General features: G+C 46.1%; 9 protein-coding genes. All 9 read right to left on the bottom strand.

The annotated features are described in order from the left end of the window. Positions 1 to 31: 31 nt before the first annotated feature. From AR333_RS08875 to AR333_RS08835, 9 genes are read right to left on the bottom strand one after another with little or no spacing between them, the layout of a single operon-like run. Positions 32 to 1,147 (bottom strand): hypothetical protein, encoded by a 1,116-nt coding sequence (locus tag AR333_RS08875; protein WP_068774895.1) that lies wholly within the window; start codon positions 1,145 to 1,147, stop codon positions 32 to 34. A 30-nt stretch (positions 1,148 to 1,177) separates the two neighbouring features. Next, complete coding sequence (locus AR333_RS08870; protein ID WP_068774894.1) at positions 1,178 to 2,320, bottom strand: radical SAM protein; 1,143 nt, start codon at positions 2,318 to 2,320, stop codon at positions 1,178 to 1,180. A gap of 30 nt (positions 2,321 to 2,350) precedes the next feature. Next, the gene (locus AR333_RS08865) at positions 2,351 to 2,614 is read right to left on the bottom strand and encodes an acyl carrier protein (RefSeq protein ID WP_068774893.1); all 264 of its coding nucleotides are present in this window, start codon (positions 2,612 to 2,614) and stop codon (positions 2,351 to 2,353) included. Between the two features lie 11 nt (positions 2,615 to 2,625). Next, positions 2,626 to 6,063 (bottom strand): beta-ketoacyl synthase N-terminal-like domain-containing protein, encoded by a 3,438-nt coding sequence (locus tag AR333_RS08860; RefSeq protein ID WP_068774892.1) that lies wholly within the window; start codon positions 6,061 to 6,063, stop codon positions 2,626 to 2,628. Then, complete coding sequence (locus AR333_RS08855) at positions 6,056 to 9,958, bottom strand: type I polyketide synthase (protein WP_068774891.1); 3,903 nt, start codon at positions 9,956 to 9,958, stop codon at positions 6,056 to 6,058. The genes AR333_RS08860 and AR333_RS08855 overlap by 8 nt, the downstream gene beginning before the upstream one ends. Positions 9,959 to 9,995: 37 nt before the next feature. Continuing rightward, positions 9,996 to 11,279 (bottom strand): ACP S-malonyltransferase, encoded by a 1,284-nt coding sequence (gene fabD, locus AR333_RS08850; protein WP_068774890.1) that lies wholly within the window; start codon positions 11,277 to 11,279, stop codon positions 9,996 to 9,998. Between the two features lie 13 nt (positions 11,280 to 11,292). Beyond that, positions 11,293 to 15,042: a non-ribosomal peptide synthetase gene (locus AR333_RS08845; protein WP_068774889.1), complete on the bottom strand. Its 3,750-nt coding sequence runs from the start codon at positions 15,040 to 15,042 to the stop codon at positions 11,293 to 11,295. Positions 15,043 to 15,095: 53 nt separating this feature from the next. Continuing rightward, positions 15,096 to 18,206: a cyclic peptide export ABC transporter gene (locus AR333_RS08840; RefSeq protein WP_068774888.1), complete on the bottom strand. Its 3,111-nt coding sequence runs from the start codon at positions 18,204 to 18,206 to the stop codon at positions 15,096 to 15,098. Then, positions 18,193 to 19,443: a macrolide family glycosyltransferase gene (locus AR333_RS08835; protein WP_068774887.1), complete on the bottom strand. Its 1,251-nt coding sequence runs from the start codon at positions 19,441 to 19,443 to the stop codon at positions 18,193 to 18,195. The genes AR333_RS08840 and AR333_RS08835 overlap by 14 nt, the downstream gene beginning before the upstream one ends. Between the last annotated feature and the right edge of the window lie 10 nt (positions 19,444 to 19,453).

Below are 19,453 nucleotides of genomic sequence, written 5' to 3'. Positions count from 1 at the left end.
CACGATGTAATTCGGATATTCATATATCGGCTTATTTATTAGAACGGGCGGCATGATGCAAACGGTTTTCCTTGCAGATTTGATTAATCAAATCCTGTACGGCTTCTTTTTCCGTATCATGAATTCCAGCCAGCGCTTTCATAATATTTTCAATAATAGTTTTGTTGCGGCTCACAAAAAATTTCAGCAGCATATTGCGAAGTGTGAATACTTCCTTCTCAATCTTGATAAATGCTTCCAACGAGGTAACCGGCTCGCCCAAATACCCCAGTTCTTGCAAATACCGGATTCTTGCAATCATCATTTTCTTGTGCTCCCACAAAATATGCATCTGCCGCACATCCAGATTAATTTGATCCTGGAGCAGCAAAGTGAAATAATCATTCAAGGCTTTATACACTTTCATGCCGTAGAACCCAGGCTCCGGATTTAAATAGAATTTGAGTCTGTCCCCCGTATTGACGCCGTGCAGATAATCTGCCATCATATCGACCATGAGCTCCAGATCCAAATCATATTTACCAAGCTTCATGTCATATTTGAAACTATCGTATTCATCCGGGGAGACTTTGCGCATCAAGCTGATATAATCTTGCCTGGTGTCACTGAAGTAGGCTTGTTCGAAGACCTCATAACTGATCTCGCGCATTGAAAATAGCCGGTTATCATCGAAAATCGCAATATTGTACGTGCGTTTATCAAGATTATAGCCGTACACAAGAATATCATGCGTAAAATGATACTCTTGATAACTGATTGAATTCGGAATATAAAAGTCATTCACATAAGAGAAAAAGTAAAAACCCCGATCGATGTGATCTTTAAGAAAAGCGTGAATGTCTACCCCTAACCGGGCCAATGTGCCTTTATCCGTCCGGTTGTATTCCAGCCATGGCACATTGCCGAAAATAATCAGCAGATCCGGATTAAAGTCCAGCCTATACTCCTTGATATCGATATAGTGCTGTGAAATATACAGCTGAATGTAATTGTTATAGATCCACGGTTTACATTCCTTGTAATTTTGAAGAATGCCAAGAACATAAGCATGTCCCAGAAATCCGTATACTTGCGGTGCTGTAAGAGGCAATATTTTCTCATGCATCAAGATGTTCGTTCCAGAAGCTTCAGAACCTGGCTGTACCATTGCTATTCCTCCTAGCGTCCATCCCGCGTCTTAGAACGATTCCTTGTCGGCAAACATCCGGGTACACCGGTTGCATACCATCAGATTGCTTGTTTTTAAGTAGTTCCTGAACTTGACTGCACGTTCGCCTTCCCACATTTCCTGGAAAGAATTCTCATAAATATTCCCATATTTATAATCCGGGAAGTCCACACATGGATAGACTTCGCCCGTGCGGCGAATAACCATTTCGTGCCAAGGGGCTACGCATTTCGTGCGGCCAAATACATTGTCAATGTCTGTGTAATAATCATGAATATCCACAAAACTGGAAGTGTCGATTCCCTCCGACTGCCAGATCTCTTCCAGATCGCTCTTCAAAATCGCCGTATCGAAGTCGGTATCGATTGTTTCTTCCACAAAGCCCTGCCATGCCGGGGATACGTCACAATCCAGATTTTCTTTCATTTGAGCCGCATAGCTCATTCCTCTTTCCTGTGATGTGAACAGCAGCGGCGCGAAGTTAACCGAGAGGTCTCTGCGTTTCATCCAAGGGTTCTTCGAGTCATGAAGGACAACATTCGCATCTTTAAAGCGTTCACGCAAAGCTCCCATGAAATCTTTAATGCTCCGGTAGTTGTATTTGGAAAGCACCATCGTGATGTTGATAAAAGGAAACATTTTATTGCGTTTGCGCTTCTCTTCAATTAATGCGTCGATATTTTCACAGATCGTCTTGAAGCTGCCTTTACCGCGAATAGAATCGTGGAATTCCTCCGGACCGTCAATCGAAATGTTTAATGCTACGATATTCTCCATAATAAATTGAACTTTGTTCTTTATCAGCGAGCCGTTGGTCAACAGGTAGATGTTCGCTTTTTTGCTGCGCAGATGTTCGACCAGCTCTGTAAAATGCTTGTACAGCATAGGTTCTCCGCCCGTAATAATAACACCGAGATTTTTATTAACCGCTGTTACATCATCCAGAAAACTCTTCAGCACATTAATATCGAGCTGTTCACGAATAGCGCGCTGAGGCTCTTTGAGCGCCCATCCGGTTTCGCCCCAAATATGGCAGAAGCTGCAGCGGTAATTACACAGCTCGGAGGGAAACAGAGTCAATTGTTTAATTTCCGGAGTCAAATCTTGTACATGATCTAAAAGTGAAACGCCGCTTCCTGCTTTAGTTAACATAGCGAATATTCCCCGCTTTCCTCAATTGGATTAGTCGTTGCTGGAGCTGGAGATGTAGTTCATAATATTGTTCACCGTCATAAAATTACGAAAATCGAGATCCTCATCCTTCCAGGTCACGCCAAACTCCATTTCGGTTGCAATCACGAGTTTAATAAAGGTCATGGAATTCACCCCAAGAACCGACAAATCATCATCCGGACCCAGTTGATCCAGTTCTTCAGCATTACCCAGATTCTCTTTAAGCAGGTTAATGATTCTTTCCTTCAATTCGTCTTTGGTTTCGATAGTCATTATTATTCCTCCTATACAGTGGTTTTCTCTCTATATGGTTCAAGCTTTGAGAGCAGATGTGTGGTAAATACGGCTTCATCTTCAGCGAGCTCGCACACTTTCTCATAGATTGCTTGGAGCGATTGAAGCTGATAGACCGGAAGATACATGTACCTGACAATTCCTTTTCTGACGAGATCCCATTTACTCAAAAGCCGCTCAAGAAGCACTAAAACTTCATCTTCATCCTGCAGCAGTAAGGACAACCGGTAGTTTTCCACATGTTTTGTATTGATAACCTGATTAACGAATTCAACAAGATGATTTATATGTTCTTTCATTAAATCCTCAGATGAAATGAAGTACTGAAAGTCGTCCCTAAACCGCTTAAGCACGTTCAAACTCTCACTCAGCTTATTGCGGTTGGACAGCATGTTCTGTGCAAAACGGCTTAATAAGGCTGGCAATGCGTTAACAGACAACTCATTACCGGCTGATTCTTCAGAAATCATCGTATCAAAGACATAGTGAGTCGCACTGTGATCCTGATGCAGATAATGTTCCGTAAAACCTTGACAAGCTTTCTCCATATCCTCGTAGGAGAGCGTACATTTCTTATACGACAGGTTCTCCCGCCGGTCATGTTCAATAATATGAAAAAGCCGCTCTTCCTCGTTATAACCGTATACCAGCAAAGTGTGATCCAAGTGCTGCGTTAGATAAGCGTCCTTGCGTATGGATTCGTAATAAGAATCCACCCATACTACGACCGGTTTGCCCTGAGATATGCTTGCGATAATTTCTTTGCGGATATCTGTGTTATCCGACCTTGTATCCACTTGAAGCATCAGTTGTGCAAATACTTCTTCAATAGCATGAACAGATACGTATTCGACTGCATACCGTGTCTGATCCCCGTCTTGCGTGCCCGTAAATAGAATCATATCGTTGAGTAAGAAAGGCAGAATGCTCCGGTTGAAATGCTGAACGACGGGAAACATAGAGTTATACAGACAATTACGGTAGAAAATATCATTAAACGGCTCCATATCCGGCAAAATTTCAACTGCGGACGGGAGTTGTTCAGAAGCAACCTCATCCCGTCTTATGCCGGTCAGCAGTTCAGACTCGTTCGTCGGGGTGGCCGGATACCGCTTCTTTTCAACTTGTGAATCCAGCTGCGTCCCCTTACCCATCAGGTGTGCTGCAGCTTCATTAATTGTGCGGTACAAATACATATCGTTCGAATCGAACGAAATGCCGTCCCCTTCCAAGTCAACCTCCATCTTGATGGCTAAGATCGAATTGCCTCCCAGTTCAAAAAAATCATCATAAATATCGACTTCTTGTATTCCCAGCAGCTGTCCCCATACAAGAGCCAGTTTCTTCTCCATCGGAGAATAAACTTCATCCTGCCTTCCTTTAAGAAGGATCTGCGGAGCGGATTTTGCTGCACGTGCTCGAAGCTGACTGTCCTCCCTCCCGGCAGGGCTCAGAGGAAGTATTTCTGCAGCAACATCTTGTTCGAACTCGATCCAACACCTCTTATTCTGAAACGGATAATACGGGAGGCGTGCTTTCTTGCTGATACCAGTGCCGTAGAAAAGCTCCCAGTTTACATCCGCGCCCTGCACATAGTACCTGCCTAACTGTTCTAATTGTTCCCTTATGGGAGGCTGCTCGATGATTTGCAAGGTCAGATCACCCGCTTCCCGGGTGTATCTTCGCAGCTCATCCGCAGTAAGCTCACCGGCCGTTTTGTCATCCCGCTGCGCGTTTATCAGACGATGCTCTCCATAAGGCATTCCATACGAATTACACTTCTCCAGTCCTTCATCGGCGGCCCTTTGAAGTTGTCCAATCAACTCTGCTTTGCTCCGGGCTATTATGGCCAGTCTGAAGCTATAATGGCCTCTTCCCGTATTGGCGGTGCAGCAAATATCGTATAAGCTTGCTTGGTTATCCGGAAGATTTTTCAGATACATACGGATTAACTCTTCAAGGGCAGTTTTGCTTTTGGCAGACAGCGCCAGAATTTCTTCATCGGCGACTGATGCTCCCGCTCGGCTTTCTATAACCGGCGCTTCTTCCAGAATCACATGACAATTCGTCCCGCTGAAGCCAAATGAACTTACTCCGCATCTTCTCGGAAATCCGTCCGTATTCCATTCTTCAGCTCTATCGTTCACATAAACCGGCGAATGCTCAAACGGAATGTTCCGGTTCGGCTTAGTGAAGTGGATCGTCGGGGGCAGTTCTTTATTCTTCAAAGCCGCAATAGCTTTAGCGAGACCGGCGACACCGGAAGCTGCGTCCAGATGGCCGACATTCGTTTTCACTGAACCCAGAGCGCAAAACTGCTTTTTATCCGTATAATGTCGAAAAGCTCTGCGAATCCCGTCCACTTCAATCGGGTCACCCAACCTCGTGCCGGTTCCATGCGCTTCGATATAAGTGATCGTTTCCGGATCTATGCCAGCATCTTCCCATGCTTGGATCAACAGCTTCTCCTGGGAGGCAGCATTGGGAGCCGTAATCCCTACGGAAGTCCCGTCCTGGTTGATCGCACTGCCTTTAATCACCGCATGAATCGGATCATGATCCCGCAGTGCTTGATCCAACGGCTTGAGCAGCAGGGCCACGGTACCCTCTCCCCACACCGTACCGTCGGAGCTGTCATCGAAGGTGCTCGTCCGGTGGTTAGACGATTCGATGCCCATTTCAAAAACACCATCGACCGGCATCAGACAGACCTTGACTCCGCCTGCGATGGCCAAGTCGCATTCATCATTTTTCAAAGCCTTGCAGGCCAGATGCACCGCCACCAAAGAGGATGAGCAGGCAGTATCGACCAGAAAGGCAGGGCCTTTCAAATCAAGCAGGTACGAGATTCGGCTTGCAATTATGGAAGGTGTATTCCCTACACTGGCCGTATCGACATGCGATGGCTGATTTTTGGTGATGTACTGCCCATAAACCGGCCAGTCGGCATATCCCAGATAAACTCCGGTCCTGCTGCCTGTGAGCCGCTTCCCGCCATAACCGGCATCTTCAATAGCTTCCCAGGCAGTTTGCAGGAAAAGCCTCTGGTTGGGGTCCATTAAAGATGCTTCCTTCGGCGATAACTGGAAGAATCCGTAATCGAACCCGTCCACTTCATTCAGATAGCCGCCGTAACTGTATTGAATATCTTCCTCTCGCAAACCGGTGAAGTTAGTTATAAACCGCTTCGAGTCCTGCTGTCTTGCGGCAGGGAATTGCCGTATCGAATCACGCTTATTCCTGATATGATCCCAATACTGCTCCAGGTTGTCCGCATCCGGCATTTTCAAGGAAAGACCGACGATGGCGATATCCCCTACATTCTTCTTATCTTGCTGCTTGATTGTCCATAACAGCTCGACCCCGGTTTCTTTATCTAACTTGCCGGAAGCAACACTTTCTAAGATCAATCGTGCTATCTTATCCATTCGCCACCTCCAGGCAGTGGTATCTGTCCAGAGCTTCATCAATGGTGAGCTCTTGATTACCAAGATGATCGAGTATTCTCAACATCTCTTGTCTGAATGCCTCTTCCGAAGCGAGTAAGGCGCCTGCCTCCGGCAAAGCGGCATAACTTAGATGCTCCGCTATCTTCGCAATAGTCGGATAGGAGAACAAATCAGCTATCGTCGTCCTGCCCGGAAACTGTTCTTCGATGAGGGCATGGACTTTCGTAATGAGAATGGAGTCTCCGCCGATTTCGAAAAAGTTCGCCTGGACATCCAGTTCATCGTAACCAAGCACCTGTTTCCAGGCTTGAGCCACTTTCTGCTCGGCTTCCGTATATTGGCTGTCCGCCTTCCCTTTTAGGCGAATCGAGATGTTCTCTTTTAATTTTGCCGCTGCCGGTGCTTTGGGCGCCGTCTTCCCATCCGGTTGAAGTGCAGGCGCCAGCCTGAACGGCAGCAGTTCCCCGAGTGCATAAAGATCGCTTTGATGATTGAGTTCACCGACGAACAGGTGCTTGATTGTATGATTCAACGAGCGGTGGAATGCATTTATTCCCTGCTTTACGGGAAGAACACGGAACAATTCCTTCTCTTCCTGTACCGATTCCCCCTCAGCCAATCCTGTATTGTCCCAGGCCGGCCAGCTTATTGCGAGCGTCCGTTTCCCCTGGCTTGCTCTGTAAGAAGCGAAACCTTCCAAATAGGCATTGCCTGCAGTATAAGGCCCGGATCCCATGCCGCCCATTAAAGTAATAGCAGAGGAGAACATAACGAAAAACTCCAGCTGATCTTGTTCAGTCAATCGGTCCAACAGCCAAGTACCCTGTACTTTTGATGCAATGATTTGTCTAAATTCATCCTCGGTTAGCTTCCCTAGAAGATTCCCTTCACCGATGCCGGCTGCATGAATGACACCTCGGATGTGCCCATGTTTTTCACGCAGTAAATCGAGGGCAGCCCGCATTTGCGCTTCATTGGCTGCGTCCGCTTGAATGATATCCACCTGTGAGCCCATCCGCTCGATTTCCAGGACTGCGCGCAGGACTCTGGTTTGCTTATCGCTGCTATGGCCGCCTCGTAAAAGTCCGTCCCACTCAGACCTATGCGGCAGGCCGGTCCGGTTTATCATCGCGAGATGAACCTTCTCCTGCGACGCCAGATGTCTGCCGATATGCAGACCGATCCCGCCCAAACCCCCAGTAATGAGATAGACTCCATCGGATTTAAAAGCAACCGGGCTTGATTCAACAATTTCCATATTCAGCGTATCGATTCTTTCGATATACCGTACACCATGGCGATATGCGATTTTGTATTCCTTGGTATCGCAATGCAGTTCTGTCCAGATAGTATCAGCGGCATTTTCAGTGGGCTCGACATCAATACAGCGGACTTTAAGATTTGAAGATTCCCACCGAACGACCTTACCCAGGCCGATTAAGGCGGTATTCTCAGGAACAACTGTATCCTGCGCCGAAATGACTTCATCCGCCCGATCCGTTATGATCACTAAGTCGACTTGCTCTGAAGCTCGAATTTTGACTAAGGCTTGCACCAGGTAAAACAAACTGTACACACTGTGATTCAAACGGCGCTCCAAGTCATTCCGCGAATATCCGTCATCCGGTGAGGACAAGGAAAAAAGATGAACAATCCGGTCGATCGGTTTGCCGCTAAGGTCCCGGAGCAATCGTTCGTAATCCGCCTGTCCCCCCCCGATGACAAATGAGGAATCGCTGCGCTTCTCATAACTGTCACCCAGCCCGACTTCAAAGACTTGCGAGCCCGCTATTCTTAGCTTCTGCGCCAGTCTGGAGCCGATTCCGCTTCGGTCATTGAAGACCAGATAGCACCCTGGCTTGTGTGCAGCGATAAGATCATTAAATGGCTGCTTCAACCAGACCTGCTGATACAAGCTATCGGTCCCCGGCTCATTCTCTTCTTCCCTAAGTTCAGGAAGATCCAGCCAGCACCGGTGTTTATCGAAAGGATAAGTCGGAAGACTGATCCTTTTTCTCTTCTCCTGCTTGTACAACCGGTCCCACTCTATGGTCGCCCCTTGAACGTAGAGGCTGCAAAGTTCATGAAGGACAGCTATGTTCCGCTTTCCCGAATCCAAAAACTTCGACAGTTCAGCTTCTGCTGTCACATTCATTTCCCTTAGCCGGTTTACGTCCGATACACGTCTGACTTTATCATTCAACGGGTCTGGATCGACAAAGTTATTCCTTGTAAGAGAATCCGTTTGTTCTCGCAGTCCGGCTTGCGCGCATTCTTCCAGCACACGAATCAATTCTCGGACATCTTCCACAGCAAAAGCTACCCGGTAAAGATAGTGCCCGCGTCCTGTGCAAGCGGTATAACAAAGATCACCGAGAGACAGAGACGGATGATTTTTCAGAAACGCTATATAGTTATGGATATGGCTTTGCAGTGCGGGCTCCGTTTTGGCGGAAAGTACGAACAACTCAGGCCTTGCGGCCGCTCCGGCAATTTGTGTCGGGTTCGCGGCGGGCGCTTCCTCCAGAACAAGATGACAATTCGTGCCACTTAATCCAAAGGAACTGACGCCACACCTTCGCTGATCCGATTCGCTCTCCCACTTCTCCAGCCGGTTATTCACATAAACAGGCGACTCTTCGAATGCGATTTTACTGTTCGGCTTCTCAAAATGCAGCGTAGGGATGAGTTCCTTGTACTTAAGAGACAAGACCGCTTTTAGCAGCCCGGCTATACCGGCTGTATTATCTAAATGACCGATATTGCTTTTCACGGCACTGACGGCACAAAATTGCTTGTCGTCCGTGTATCTGCGGAAAGCTCTCTGGATCCCTTCGATTTCAATCGGGTCTCCCAGCTTGGTCCCCGTGCCGTGTGCTTCTATATAAGATATCGTTCTGGGATCAATGCCCGCTCTTTTCCAAGCTTCTACAATGACAGCCTCCTGTGCTTTTGCATTTGGTGCCGTAATGCCAACGGAACTGCCATCCTGATTGACCGCGCTGGATTTAATCACAGCATAGACGTGATCGCGGTCCTCTTGAGCTTTTGACAGGGGCTTTAATAGCATCGCAACGACACCTTCGCCTGTTCCTGTACCATCGGAGTCATCGTCGAACGTCCTTGCACGGGATGTAGACGACTCGATTCCTACCTCAAAATCGCGGACCGGAATCAGATGAACTTGTATGCCACCGGCCAAAGCCAAATCGCACTCTCCATTGCGTATGGCCTGGCAGGCCAAATGCACTGCCACAAGCGAAGAGGAACAAGTCGTATCCACGACCATACTCGGACCATTCAAGTCCATTAAATAAGACAGTCGGCTAGCGATGATCGGACGCACATTTCCGGGCATAGAGAGTGAAACGAATTCGGGCTCTACTTCATGAATCATCTTCTTATAATCCGAATCGGAGCCAAATCCCAAGTAAACTCCCGTGCGGCTTCCTTCAAGCTTAGAACCGCCATATCCCGCATCCTCGATCGCTTTCCAGGCCGTTTGCAGGAACAATCTCTGGTTCGGATCTAGCAAGCTTGCCTCTTTGGGGGACAACTTAAAGAAAGAGTAATCAAACTTGTCGATCTCATCGAGATAAGCCGCTTCTCCATAAGTGATCTGATCAGGGTTCTGCCCGATGAACTCCAAATAGCGGTCTACATCCTGCTGCCGCGCAGGAGGAATGCCTCTTACGCAATCAAGGCCCGTTCTCAAATTATGCCAGAATTCCTCTGGAGTCTCGGCTAGCGGCAGCTTAAGTGAAATACCGATAATCGCAATATCTTGCTCAGAGATTTCTTCTATAGCTATCTCACTGAAGTCATTCGAACTTCCCAAAGTCATATCGCCTAACTTAATCGAGCGAAAGTCCATTCGGTCCACCTCCCGATGTAATAAGCTTAACCTTCGTTTAAGCACCAATATGAGTAAATTCAGGGAACAAAGAGACCGTATGGGTATCCCTCAAAATGATTTGAAATCTTTCCTTTTGCTCGGTTGCCGGAACCTTCTTTGTGTCCAGAATAAGCTTCAATAGATCAAGAGCTTCTTTCATTTGACTGAGCGTAGGACTTCCTGTCTCACCCGGGGCATCCAACTTTTCTTGGAGAAGTTGGATTTTACGATACGGCTCAAGAACTCCACGTTCGTATTCCGTTTGATCCCAGTTGCGATTGCGGGTGCAGACGGCCGTCGTAAGACACTTAGTCACGACATTATTTACTTTGTCCTTGCGTCGCTGTTCAACGATTTCTACAGCCAGATCTTCACGGATTATGTCCAGCTGTCCGGGTTTGTCGAGCGGATAACAAGCCACCGATTTGACGTTCAGCTTCATTAAATTAGTGAGAATGTTCCTGGCTCCGAGTTCAATCCCGACCGATACGCCTTTTTGATGTACATAATGCATAGATAGATCCCATTTAACGGGGGCAGTCATCTGTGCGGTTAAGTTAACGATAACCTGATCCGGACTATCGTATGGCAAGCCGGTGACATTCGAGATAACAGGCCACTTGAACGCATGATACGAATAGTTCTGCAGCTCTTCTTCGAATTTGGCAGCTGCCGTTTTCATTAATGGACTGTGAAATGGAGCGCTGACTTTAAGAAAGGATACCCGTGCCCCTTGTTCCTCCAAGCGTGCAGCCGCTCTGGTCACGGCCTCCTGATGTCCGGAGATAACAATTTGTTCAGAAGAATTATAGTTGGATACTACAACCATTTGATCCGGATTCCATGCAGATGCCGAATTACATTCTTCTTCAATCCTTTCTTTGCTGACGCCAATGACAGCGCACATCGACCCAGTACCTTCAGCAGCTGCTTCCTGCATATATATCCCTCTTTGCCGTACAATACGCAGAGCATCCGGGAACATTATTACGCCTGCACAAGTTAACGCTGAGAATTCACCCAGACTGTGGCCCGCAGAATAAGCAGGCTCTATTCCAACCTCCTGCATATACACCCGATAGGCCGCAACACTAACCGTTAATAAAGCAGGCTGCGCATTCTCGGTTAAAGTAAGCATTTCCTGACTTCCTTCAAAAATCAGCTTCGTTAAGTCAAATGTCAGAGTGTCATTGGCCTCTTCGAAAACAGCTCTTGCTTCGGGAAAGCTGTTGTACCATTCTTTGCCCATACCAACATATTGGGAACCTTGCCCTGGAAAAACATGTACCAGCTTTCTCATGACCCTTCTCCTCTCATGACATTACATGACTTTTGGTCAGTTGCTGAATCAGATCCAGATAACCTTTGATTATCAAATTCATGGCTTCTTTTTTAATCCTTTTGTCATTGAATTTGCAGGTAACGGATAACGGATGCCCGTCCGCGGCCTCATCGAAGCATAACGCCATATCGTAAATTTCAAGGAATGCGGCATCGACGGATAAGTCGGAGTTTTTAGATACGAACGGTAAAATCGAGTGCTGCCCTTTAGACATATGGATCCTGCCCGTATCTTTCAGGGCGTATGTCTGCTCAGTCTCATCCATTCTTTTCTTATGAACAACAGTAAACAGCTGCTCAAAATTGTTCATTTCAGCTAAATCTATCTGCAGAGGCACTACTTGTTCCCCGTTAGTTTGAAGACATTGGACAACGGCATTCTTCTCCCCGCTTAATTCAGACAAAAGATAGATCATCATCGCCAAAAGCAAATCGAATTCTTCTACCCGATTATCTCGGGCGATTAGCTTTAACTTCTCCCGGATAGGCAGCGGCAGAAGAAAACGCATGACGCCTGCTCCGCTTGCCTGCATGTTCCGCTCAAAGTAATTCTCAGGCAGTGCCTGATATTGGATGAATACTGATTCATTCAGCTTCTGATCTTTCTGATCAATCCACTGGGCAAGCTTGTGTATGGTTGTATGGGAGAAAAGATCTACAATTTGAGTTCCCCAGTCATATTCTTTTTCCAGCTTGGCGTGCATTTGCATAAGAAGAATTGAGTTGCCGCCGATATCAAAAAAACTGTCGTGGAGTCCAACGTTGTTTACTTTTAGAACGTCTTTCCAGACTCTGCGGATTTTATCTTCTGTATCGTTTACAGCACTCTCTTCCTCCTTCCCGTTGTTTAATAAATGGTTACACTGCATCAAGGATTTTTTGTCTACTTTTCCATTCGTCGTCTTCGGAATAGCATCTATCCGGTAGAACAAGGAAGGAATCATGTAATGCGGAAGACGTTCAGACAAGTAGTTACGCACTTCACTGGTATCTAACTCTCTGCTTGTTTTTAAATAAGCCGCAAGACTTTTCGCTCCATTGGCATCTTCGACCGGCAGCACGACGGCTTCTTCTATATCCGCATGTGTCTGAAGTCCGTGCTCGACTTCCCCCGGTTCGATCCGAAACCCGCGGATTTTGATTTGTTCGTCATTTCTTCCGGCAAATTGGATATTACCATCCGGCAGCCACCTCCCGACATCCCCGGTCCGGTACATCCGGACGCCGGGAAAGTAGGGATTGGCTACAAACTTCTGGGCGGTCAGATCCGGCTGATTCCAATATCCGCGTGCCACTCCGTTACCGGCTATGCAGATTTCTCCGGAAATTCCAATTGGCAGCAGATTATCGTTCACGTCCAGAATATAAACCTGATAATTCAAAATCGGCCTGCCGATTGGTATATTCTTGGCAAGCGAGCTGGTGCATCTATAATAAGTAGCGCAGACGGTTGCTTCGGTTGGTCCATACGTATTGTAGATTTTTGCCCGCTTAATAAGATCCGATATATATTCAGGTTTCAGAACATCGCCGCCACTGATGTAGGTATGAACGCTGTTCATCCCCTGTTGTTTGTTCAACTCATTCAGCAAAAGCGGAGAACAAGAGACCATCGTGACTTGATGAACCTGTATCAATTGGATCAGTTGGCGAATGTCCATGACATCCATTCTAGCGGCAATTACTATCCCGCCTCCGGCTACCAGAATCGGATATACCTCTTCAATGAATACATCAAACGAACAGGAAGCCTGCTGCAAAAACACATCACGACTGCTCAATAGGAATTCTCGTTGAAACGCTTGTACGTATGCCAGCAGGTTCCGGTGCTCAACTACAACTCCTTTGGGATTGCCGGTTGATCCTGATGTATAAATAACATAGGCTGCATGCTCGGACGAATTCAGACTTTCCAGATTAGCGGGATTACAGGTATCGATTTCTTCACTATCTGCCAGTATAATCCTGCCTTCAAACGAAACATTATCGGCTAAACCCGTCTGAATAAGTAAGATATCGGCTTGGCTATCCTGCAGGATATACTCGATTCTTGCTTGCGAATATTCATGATCAACAGGGACATAGGCGGCGCCCGCCTTCAGGACGGCCAGCATAGCAACTATAAAGGCGTCGGATCGTTCCATAACAATGGCTACAAGCTGATCGGGCTGTACGCCTTGAAGTCTTAAATATCTTGCAAGCCGGTTGGATCGCTCGTTAATCTCCCGGTAGGTGCAGCTTCTTCCATTAAAGGTAACAGCCGTTTGATCGGGCGCCTGTTCTGTTTGTCTTTCAAACAATGTGTGCACCAATTCGGAAGGTGCAGGTGCTGATGATGAATTAAACACAGTTAAAATCTGATTCTGTTCCTCAGATGTGAGGATTACAATATCACGCAGCTGCATATCGGATTGACGGAGCATCTGTTTCAAGATTTGTTTGAAATGTCCCGCCATCCTCTCTACCGTGCAGCTAGTGAATAATGCAGGATCATAGGAAAAATCCAGTTCCAACGCCCCGGATGTCTGAACACCCAGTGTCAGCCCGTAATGCGTTGTTTCATACATTTGGTAGTGCATCAGCTTCAGAGCTTCATCACCTTGGATGCTGCTGTCAAGCGGATAATTCTCCAGCACTACAATCGAATTAAACAGCGGCTCGTGATTACCCAGACCACTGTAACCTCCTATGTCCGGCAGTGGCGTGTTCTCGAATTCCTCCCGCTTTTGCAGTTGCTCGTTCACATTCCTGAGAACATCTTGAACCCTCTCATCCGGTTTGGATTGAAATCGCAGAGGGATGGTATTAATGAACATTCCGACCATATTCTCAATAGCTTGGATTTTCGGAACTCTACCCGAAACAGTAGTGCCGAACATCACATCATCCGTTTGATTATATTTACTGAGCAGGATTCCCCAAGTCGTGTAGATTAAGGATGCTAATGTCAGCTCGTGTCGGCTTACGAAACGGGATATATCTTCAGTCTCGGATTCCGTTAATACGGAAACTAATTTGCCCGCAGCTAACGGTTCCGAAGAGTTCCTGCTCTCTTGGGATTCAGGCAAAGATGTCCGTTCTTCCAGGCCGTGCAGGTAATCTTTCCAGAATAACTCCTGCGAAGCTTTATCTTGCATACTTTTCCATTTAATAAACTCTTTGAATTTGGACTTCTCAGGAACAATGGGATCAATTCCGGACGCCAATGCCCGATAAGCATCAAGAAATTCTTTTAGCAGAATCCCGTTACTCCATCCATCAAACAAAATATGATGCCAGGTTAAGATCATGTCAGAAGTCGAAGAACCCAGCTTACACAAGGTAATTCGGAAAGGCTCCTTTTCCAGATCTGGCTCAAGCTGCCTATCCTTGTCTTTGATCGCTTGTGCATGTTTTTTGCTCTCTTCGGGTGTGCAATACGAAAAATCATGCTCCACGACCAGAATTTCACGGCTTTTCAGCACAATTTGAACGGGACGTACAAGTTTGACCCACCGATACACCGTTCTGAGCATTTCATTGTTATGAATCACGGTATCCCATGCTTTTTGAAATGTACGCGAGCACAAATCGCCGGAAATTGTAACCGTAAGCTGCTGTACGTAATATCCTTTGTCTTGACTGCTCACATGGTGAAACAGCATTCCTTCCTGCGTTGGAGTTAATGCCAAGATATCTTCAACATTTGTTTTATCAATTTTATGTGATTGTTCTTGCCTCATGCTTCTCCCGTCCTTTTATCCGTTTCTGATTGCAGCAGTTGGCAGGTCAGCGGCTAAATGGTTGCATAGTGCATGTCTTGCGCTGAAGGCTGTGAATCACTTTGTACCATTTTCCCCATCTCCATCTTGATTACACGATCCGCCAAATGGAAGAAGCGATCATCATGCGTAATGGCAATGACACATTTCCCGCGATTTTTCAATTCAGGCAGCAGCGTATGATAGAAGAATGAGCGATATTCCGGATCCTGATCCGCCGCCCATTCATCAAAGAGATAGACCGGACGATCCTCCAAGTAACTGACAAGAAGTGCAAGTCTTTTCCGTTGTCCTGTCGAGAGCTTGATTGATTGGAAAACACCGTCTTGGATTTGAACCTTATCCTCTAAATGCAGCACCTTCAGGAAATGCTCAATATCCTTCTGCTTAGACTTATAGTCGATTCCATACATTTTCTCGAATAAATGAAAATCGCTGAAAATGGCGGAATACTGCTGGCCTAACTGTGCGGCGCTAACCTTCTCACCATTGATGAGAATTTCTCCCTGAGCCGGAACATAGAGTCCGGTAATCAGTTTAGCCAGGGTGGATTTACCGCTGCCGTTACCGCCTGTAATGAAAATGATTTCTCCGGTACGGAAAGCATAGTTGAAAGGACCTACCGCAAAACTCTCTCCATCTTTGGTGCTGTAATGATACTGAACGGACTTCAGCTCGAGCTCTATAGATTTGGAAGCAATCGGCTGTATCTCTGTCGCCGCCTGCTGATGGTCTCTCAACGAATCAAGCTCTTTGGAAAGGGTCTGGAGCCGGTTCCAGCTGATCCGAACTCTGAATATATTCGGAATCGTACCTAGAATCCCGTGAACGGGACCGGTCATATACAGCAAGATAAACACATAGCTCCGAAGTGCATCGACCTTTAATTCACTAAAGAGAAGCGGAAACAGAAATGCAACGGCTCCAATAACGAAAGTAAACAATAACTCACCGAAAACGTTGACATTGGCAAATTTCAAATCGCCTTGAATCCGTTTATCCCGGTAAGTATTGCAGCTGTCTTGCATATCTTCCTGAAAATCTTGCCGTTTGCCGCGATGCATGCTGAGTTCTTTAAACCCTTTCAGGAGATCATTAATAAATTTAAAAAAGATATTTTGAATATCCCGCGTCTGCTCCCAGAGCTTGTTGGCTTGAAGACCGATAACATAGTGAAGGCCGGCCGCCAGGGCAATTACGAGAATCGCGATCAGCATACCGTAAAAACTAATAATCCCCATATAGACAAAGCAGCAGATGAGCGTAACGAAGCTGGTAGCACCCGTAATCACAATATTAGAAAAATCGCTTATCGTTTCCGTATCATTATTCAGTGAGGCTTGAATGGTCCCGTCTTCTAATCCCTCTATTTTCTCGTAAGACGTGTCAAGAATCTTCTCCAGCAATTCGGTTCTCTTGTCGTACACCATATTGTTGGCAACCCGGACAAGCTTCGTCCTTACCAGCCTCTGACCGAATACATACACGGCAATCCCAAGTACAAAATAGAGCAGCAGCCCGCTTTGGAATGTCTCGATATCCCGGTTTAACGTCTCGTTTACGATAAAAATGACGACAGCATTTCCGAATCCGCTTGCTATGCTCAGCAGTGTAAGAACAAATAACGATCTGTCGTCGGACTTTGGAAACAAATTGGTAAGAATGAAATAAAGACTGAAACAAAATACGGTCACGATTAAGGAAAGAACGGCTAAGATCAGGGTTTGCGGTGCCCAGACTTTAACGAAATCCCAGTTCAGCTCCCAATAAATAACGTCTGGTATCCGGTAGAGGCAGTAAATGAACGCTGCCATAAAACAGCTAAAGATGAACAGGCTTAAACCTACCGAGAAGACACTGCCTTGGAAAACACGTTCTTTCCTGATCATCTGTCTAACCACATTCCCGGTAAACCATAGAATAAGCAGCATGACAGGTATTGTGATAAAAAGAACAGCCGAAGCGGTATTGTCGATACTCTTATACATATCACTAATAGGCTCTGGTAATTTCTTATCATGGATAATATTCATAATCCCCTGGGCAATCGTTTGCGTGTAAGGGGAATTAAGATTGGTCAATACAGCGATACCAATATTGTCTTGAGGACGAAGCACAATATGAGAGGAAAAGTTAGGGTTAGCCCCTGCATGCGAGACCTGTCCGGTTCCACTCTGATAAATACTCCAGCCTGCCGCATAAGAGCCTCCGTCAAAATCCGGAGCTACGGACCGATCAGGTTCATGGGATTTGCCTATCAAAGTAGCCATTGAAGGTGCCGCTGAAGCTGGCGCCAGCTGAATTTTCAGCCATTTGGCCATATCTACCGCATTTGTAATGTAATAGCCTGCAGGCGTATTACCTCTGTACATAGGCGCATCATAAACAGCAGGCCTTAACAGATTGAACTTGTAACCTTTGGACATAAGCTCTTGAGGAGCTTCTTCCCTGAAGACGAAGGTCTGATTCAGACCTAAGGGCTTCAGTACGTTTTCTTTAACATATTGTTCGTATGTCTGACCCGAAACCTTCTGAATGATCAGACCGAGCACATCGTAGTTAATCGTTGCATACAAGTATTTTTCACCGGGTTTGTGATCCAGTTCCTGCCCGGTTAAGACTCTAACCGTATCTTCGAGTGCTTCTTCACCCTTAGCGATTGGAATATCACCGATGGTTTTGAAAGGAACCCCGCTGGTATGATGAAGAAATTGGTTTAATGTAATCTCCGCAGGCTGCTTCTCAAAATTCATCGTGAACCAAGGAAGATATTTGGTTACGGGATCATTCAAATTCAGAAGCCCTTTTTCTTCAAGCTGCAGCACGGCCAGAGCCGTAAATGCTTTACTTGTCGACCCGAGCTCAAATAATGTCTCCGGTGTGACCGGCACATCGTTCTTTACATCCGCATAACCGAAGCTTTTCTGATACAACGTATCACTGCCGTTTACAATGACAACTGATAAGCCGGGTATATCTGACTTCTTCCAATTCTTCTCGATATAATTCTCAATCTCTTTTTCTTTCGCTGTAATCTCTTCTCCAGCAGCAATCACCGGGCTTATCGGAAGTAGAAGATTAATGACCATGGTGAATAACAAGAGATACCAACTATAACGTCTCATGAGCAACCCTCTGCTTAGCAAATTTTAAAATTCCATCAACTGCATAGTCCAAACCGCCCGTCGCTTCAAACGATTGCTTAATCCTGCAGCAATTATCACGATAGGACGGTGTCATTAGCACCTGTTCGACTGCTTCTTTAAGCTCGGCTGCACTTACTTCTGCCTGACGGAGATAGATTCCCGCTCCCGCCTTCTCAACCATTAACGCTCCCATGTATTCATCAAATACTTGTGGCATGACAACCAAAGGAACATGATTGCATAACCCTTCATAGATGCTGTTGGCGCCGCCGTGACTAATGAATACATCCGCACGTTTCAGAATTTCGAGCTGCGGGACATACGGCCGAACGATGAAGTTATCCGGTATTTCGCCCAGTTCCTGCAGATTTATTTTATTGCCCACAGACAAGATAACTTGATGCTCTCTGCTTCCGAACGCTTCTAAACAGGTTTTATAAATTTCTTCCAGCTCGTTGTATATCGTACCGAAAGCGATATAAATTAAAGGCCTGCCATCCAGCTGTTCGTAAGGAAATTCAACTGATTCCGTGCGTGAATATAAAGAATACCCTGCAAATAAATGACTTTCATCAAAAGCATCGGCATAGATCTGAAATTCCCGGGAAGTAAATAGAATATTCAAAGCTTCCTTGCTGCAGAATATATCGTTAATGACATTAACATTATGCAACCCGTGCTTTATAGAAAGCATTCTAGACAGCTTGTCGAGCAGCTTCCGGTACATGTCGTGCTGTCCCTTGTACTTCTTATAAATAGGATCGTCGGCAGCTCGTAGTACATATTCCATAAAAAAATCCGGATCGAGATCTGCCATCTCATCTATAAATGGGAAGTTTGCAAAGACAGAAATGCCCGGAATGCCCAATTGTTCGGCAAATTGCTTGCCCCAAAGGGAAAAGGCATCATGTATGATATAGTCCGGCTGCCATTGAGTAACTTCTTCTTGAAGAGCCTCTATAATAATGTGACTTTTGTTCACGATAAAATCAGCAAATACCATGAAGGTATCGATGCCTGTTCCATCATTTGTGCCAAATCCAAGCAGTCCTCTGTAACTTCGAAAAGTCGCGCCGGTTTGTTCAATCTTGTCTTGAAACGCATCGCTGCAGTAATAGACAACTTCTTCTCCGCGTTCGATCAACTTATGAATTAATCCAAGTGTCGGATTAACATGTCCATGCAAGTCAACTCCGAAAAAAATGACTTTAGCCATACGGTCCCTC

The sequence above is a fragment of the Paenibacillus sp. FJAT-26967 genome (assembly GCF_001541095.1).
Lineage (GTDB): Bacteria > Bacillota > Bacilli > Paenibacillales > NBRC-103111 > Paenibacillus_F.
Note: the sequence above shows the minus strand (reverse complement) of the source record. Positions and strands in the feature narration are given on the sequence as shown.